This is a genomic window from Sphingomonas sp., assembly GCF_035490575.1.
In the GTDB taxonomy this organism is placed as follows: Bacteria; Pseudomonadota; Alphaproteobacteria; order Sphingomonadales; family Sphingomonadaceae; genus Sphingomonas.
The window spans coordinates 1-4,777 of sequence record NZ_DATJLI010000156.1; the positions used below are offsets into that span (position 1 = coordinate 1).

Annotated in this window: 5 protein-coding genes; 3 read left to right on the forward strand and 2 right to left on the reverse strand. The window is 68.4% G+C overall.

Going from position 1 to position 4,777, the window contains the following annotated elements; translation table 11 throughout:
- Positions 1 to 375: hypothetical protein (locus tag VL973_RS11875; protein WP_325284235.1), on the forward strand; the 375-nt coding region annotated here is incomplete at its 5' end.
- 15 nt (positions 376 to 390) lie between these two features.
- Here the strand turns inward: VL973_RS11875 and VL973_RS11880 are convergent.
- Together VL973_RS11880 and VL973_RS11885 are read right to left on the reverse strand one after the other, a co-directional pair.
- On the reverse strand, positions 391 to 1,548 hold the full coding sequence (locus VL973_RS11880) for a saccharopine dehydrogenase family protein (protein WP_325284236.1): 1,158 nt from the start codon (positions 1,546 to 1,548) through the stop codon (positions 391 to 393).
- Positions 1,549 to 1,570: 22 nt separating this feature from the next.
- Positions 1,571 to 3,352: an ABC transporter transmembrane domain-containing protein gene (locus VL973_RS11885; protein WP_325284237.1), complete on the reverse strand. Its 1,782-nt coding sequence runs from the start codon at positions 3,350 to 3,352 to the stop codon at positions 1,571 to 1,573.
- 104 nt (positions 3,353 to 3,456) lie between these two features.
- On the opposite strand from VL973_RS11885, the gene VL973_RS11890 reads away from it, so the two are divergent.
- Both VL973_RS11890 and VL973_RS11895 read left to right on the forward strand, forming a co-directional pair.
- On the forward strand, positions 3,457 to 4,431 hold the full coding sequence (locus VL973_RS11890; protein WP_325284239.1) for a cysteine synthase A: 975 nt from the start codon (positions 3,457 to 3,459) through the stop codon (positions 4,429 to 4,431).
- Positions 4,432 to 4,515: 84 nt separating this feature from the next.
- On the forward strand, positions 4,516 to 4,777 hold a 262-nt coding region (locus VL973_RS11895), incomplete at its 3' end, for a hypothetical protein (protein ID WP_325284238.1).

Below are 4,777 nucleotides of genomic sequence, written 5' to 3' on the forward strand. Positions count from 1 at the left end.
GCTTCAAGCGACTGGCGCGACTGGCCGCTGACGCCGGGGGACTGGCGATATCAGGCCACGGCCGGCGGATCGGTCGCGCGGTTCGGGGCGAATGTCGCCAGCCTGACATGCGACCGGGCGAGCCGGACCGTCACGTTCGCCGTGCAGGGGGCGGGCACGCGCGCGGTGGTGCGGACCAGCAGCGCGTCGCGCACCTTGCCGATGACGCCTGCCGGCAGCGGGACGGTCGCTGCCCGGCTGGGCGCGCGCGACAACCTGTTCGATGCGATGGGATTCAGCCGGGGTCGCTTCGTCGTGGAGGGTGTGAGCGCCCGACCGCTGGTCATCCCCGCCTGGCCCGAAATCCTGCGCGTGGCGGAGGATTGCCGGGGCTGACCCCCGGCCGTCCCGTCATCCCGCGCGGAAGCTCAGGCCCGCCTTGGCCTCCAGCCGGTCGCGCAAGGTCGCGCCCATCAGCGCGGTGGGCGTCCACACGCCGCCCGCGCTTTCGGTTTCGCCCAGCAGCAGCGCCGTTTCGGCGATCATCTTGCTGGTCGAGCCATAGCCGGGGTCCATGTCGCCGGTGACGACGGCCTCCACCCGGTCGCCATCGGGCATTTCGGCAATGAACAGCAGGTCGTAAAAGCCCGCCTCGCGTGCCTCGCGGCTGGGTCCTTCGCCGGGTGCCGGTCCCTTGTCGCCGCCGACGGGATTCATCCTGGCGATCGCTTCCGCCGCCGCCTTGCCCATTTCGCCGAGACCGGGGGCGATCATCATTTCGTCATAGACGAAATCGGCGCCATATTCGTGGCCGAGCAGTGCGTTGGTGCGGTGGACGTTCTTGGTGTTGATTGTCGCCATGACGAACGGCGCGACCCATGCGCCAACGGCGGGGTCATATTCGGGCAGCAATCCCTTGGGCTGTGCCGGCCCGTCGAAGCCCGGCGTCAGCGCGAAGGGATCGACCATCAGTTTCAGTATCTGCGGCTCACGCGCCGCCGCCGCCATGGTCGCGCGCGCGCTGGCGAAGGTGCCGCCGGAAAAGGTGCCCTGCATCTTGCGGACGCGGCCCTTCACGCGCGGGGCGGAGCGGCCGAACTTGGCCTTCGCGCATTGCTGCGCTGCCCAGACGCCCAGGTCGAAGGGGATCGAATCGAACCCGCATGAAAACACAATCCGCGCGCCCGACGCCTTTGCATCGGCGTCATATTTGTCGATCATCGCGCGCATCCAGGCCGGCTCGCCGCACAGGTCGACATAGGATGTGCCGGTATGCGCGCACGCCGCGACCAGCGGTTCGCCGTAAAGCTGATAGGGGCCAACGGTGCTGAGGACCACTCTGGTCCGCTGGCACATCGCTTTCAGCGCCGATGGATCGTCGGCATTGGCGGCGATCAGCGGCAGCGCGCCGGGCGCGCCGGTTTCGTTGCGCGCCGCCTCCAATCTGGTGAGCGAACGGCCCGCCATCGCCCATTTCAGGCCGGGATAGGTGAGCGCCAGATATTCGGCGACCAGCTTGCCGGTATAGCCGGTGGCGCCATAGACGATGACGTCGAACTCGCGTTCCATGCCCACTCTCCAATCGGTTTCGTTATGCAACCTCATTGAATTGCAGCGCCGCGAGCCGCGCGTAAAGCCCGCTGCGCGTCATCAGCTCCGCATGGGTGCCGGTTTCCACGATGCGCCCGTCATCCATCACGACGATGCGGTCGGCATTGCGGACGGTGGCAAGGCGGTGGGCGATGACCATTGTCGTGCGGCTGGCCATCAGCCGTTCGAGCGCGTCCTGCACCAGTCGCTCGCTCTCTGCATCCAGCGCCGATGTCGCTTCGTCGAGCAGCAGGATCGGCGAATCGCGTAGCAGCGCGCGCGCGATGGCGATGCGTTGCCGCTGCCCGCCTGATAGCCGCGCGCCGCCTTCGCCGAGGAAGGTGTCGAGACCGTCGGGCAATTCGCGCAGGAAATGACCGGCATTGGCGGCCTCTGCGGCGGCCCAGATCTCGGCCTCGTCCGCGTCCCAGCGCCCATAGCGCAGATTGTCGCGGGCGGAAGCGGCGAAGATCACCGTTTCCTGCGGCACCATGGCGATGCGCGACCGAACGGCGGCGGGGTGAGTGCGGTTGACCGGCACGCCGTCGATCCGAACCTCGCCCGAATGGGGGTCGTAAAAACGCTCGACCAGCTGGAACAGCGTCGACTTGCCCGCGCCTGACGGACCGACGATCGCCACCGTCTCACCCGGCGCGACATCGAGCGTGAAGTCGTGCAGCGCCGCCTGATCGGGGCGGGTGGGGTATCGAAACTCCACCCGGTCGAAGCTGATGCGCCCCTGTGGCGGGACCGGCAGCGGCAGCGGGTCGGCGGGCGGGGCGATGTCGGGCGCCTGTGACAGCAATTCGGCCAGCCGCGCGGCGGCCCCCGATGCGCGCAGCAGATCGCCATAGACCTCGATCAACGCGCCGAACGCGCCCGTCACCAGCCCGGCGGTCAGCACGAACGCGGTGATCGACCCGCCCGTGGTGCGGCCCGTCGCTACGTCGCTGACCGCTTCCCAGATGATGAGCGTCACCGCCCCGAACAGCAGCAGGATGACCAAAGCGGTCATCAACGCGCGCGTGCCGAACCGTGCCTTGGCGGTGGCAAAGCCGCGATCGACGGCGGCGGAAAACCGGTCGGCCTCGCGCGATTCCTGGCCGAATGCCTGCACGATCTTCATCGCGCCCAGCGTTTCGTTGGCGGTCGCGCCGATATCGGCGACCCTGTCCTGGCTGGAACGCGAAAGGCGTCGCACCCGGCTGCCCAGCGCCATCACCGGCGCGACGATCAGCGGCAGGCCGAGCACCAGATAGCCCGCGATCTTGGGACTCAGCGCGAACAGATACAGCGTGCCGCCAACGCCGACCAACAGGTTGCGGAGCGCGATCGAAACGGTCGAGCCGACAATCTGTTCGACCACGGCGGTGTCGGCGGTCAGTCGGCTGGCGATTTCGGACGGGCGGTTTTCCTCGAACCAGCGCGGCGCCATGCGCAGCAGGTTGCGCTGCACCGCCACGCGCATGTCGGCCACGGTGCGCTCCGCCAGCCATGATACGAACCAGAAACGGGCCGCCGTGGCGCAGGCCAGCACCGCGACCACCATCAGCAAACGGTGGAAATAGGGCGCGATCGCCGCCGGGTCGGTCCCGCCGGCAAAGCCGTTGTCGACCACCAGCTGGAAGGTGCGCGGAATATACAGCGTCGCCGCCGCCGCCGCGACCAGCGCCAGCACCGCGCAGATCAGTTGCAGCGGATAGGCCCGCGTGAAGCGCCAGACGACGAGCAGGTTGGACAATTTGCGCGGCGGCGCGGCGGATGCGGTTGCGGCGGTGGCCATGCGCGCCCGGTTAGCGCGAAGCGGGCGGGGGGGGAAGGCGCACCATAACCATCCCCAAGCGAAGGTTGCTTGTCGCAGGGGCCGCGCGGCCTATCTTGTCCACCATGCAGATCGCCAGCAACACCATCGCGCTTATCGGCAATACCCCCCTCGTCCGGCTGCACGGCCCCAGCGAAGCGGCGGGCGCGGACATCTTCGCCAAGTGCGAATATGCCAATCCCGGCGCCAGCGTGAAGGATCGCGCCGCGCTGTTCATCGTCGAGGATGCCGAGGCGCGGGGCCTGATCCAGCCCGGCGGCACGATTGTCGAAGGGACGGCGGGCAATACCGGCATCGGGCTGGCGCTGGTCGCCAATGCCAAGGGCTATAAGTCGATCATCGTGATGCCCGAGACGCAGAGCCGGGAGAAAATGGACACGCTGCGCGCACTGGGCGCGGAGCTGGTGCTGGTGCCCGCCGCGCCCTATTCCAACCCCGGCCATTTCGTGCACACCAGCCGCCGCATTGCCGAGGAGACGCCGAACGCGGTCTGGGCCAATCAGTTCGACAATATCGCCAATCGCCGCGCACACATCGTCGGCACGGCGGCCGAAATCTGGGCGCAGATGGACGGGCGGATTGACGGCTTCACCTGTGCGGTCGGCACGGGCGGCACGCTGGCCGGGGTCGGGCTGGGCCTGAAGGAAAAGGACGCGAATGTCCGCATCGCGCTGGCGGACCCGCACGGCGCGGCGCTGTATGAATATTACGCCAATGGCGAATTGAAGTCGGAAGGCGCGTCGGTGGCCGAGGGGATCGGGCAGGGGCGCATCACCGCCAATCTGGACGGCGCGCCGATCGACACCCAATATCGCATCTCCGACGCGGAGGGATATGAATGGGTCCGTCGCCTGCTGGACGAGGAAGGGCTGTGCCTGGGTCTGTCTTCGGGCATCAATGTGGCGGGCGCGATCCGGCTGGCGCGCGACATCGGGCCGGGCGCGCGAGTGGCGACGATCCTGTGCGACACGGGTTTCCGTTACCTGTCGACGCTGCATAATCCCGAATGGCGCGCGGCAAAGGGGTTGCAGGCGGCCTGATCCACCAGCGGTCGACAAGCCCGCTCCAAGTCGATAGGCTTGGCTCAAACAATGCGGTCGCCTCCCCCGGATCCCAAGCAAACGATGCAGCGCCTGCGGGTGGCCCTGACCGGGCTGGCCGCCGTCGTGCTGTTGATCGGCATCGCAGGCGCGATCTTCAGCGCGGTCGACCGGGCCGCACCCGTCGATGCCGCCGGCGCCGCCCGCCCCGAGGTGGTCGCCAACCTGACCGGCGCGGCGGGCGTTCCGGGCGCTGAATCGGCGACGGTGGACGAACCGCTCGCCGAACTGGGCGTCGCGCCCAGCAAATCGGCGGGCGACCTGGTCAACGTGACCGTCGTCGAAC

Excerpts from the sequence above, each read along its gene's own strand:
- VL973_RS11885 (WP_325284237.1), bottom strand. The coding sequence starts at position 3,352 with ATGGCCACCGCCGCAACCGCATCCGCCGCGCCGCCGCGCAAATTGTCC.
- VL973_RS11880 (WP_325284236.1), bottom strand. The coding sequence starts at position 1,548 with ATGGAACGCGAGTTCGACGTCATCGTCTATGGCGCCACCGGCTATACC.
- VL973_RS11890 (WP_325284239.1), top strand. The coding sequence starts at position 3,457 with ATGCAGATCGCCAGCAACACCATCGCGCTTATCGGCAATACCCCCCTC.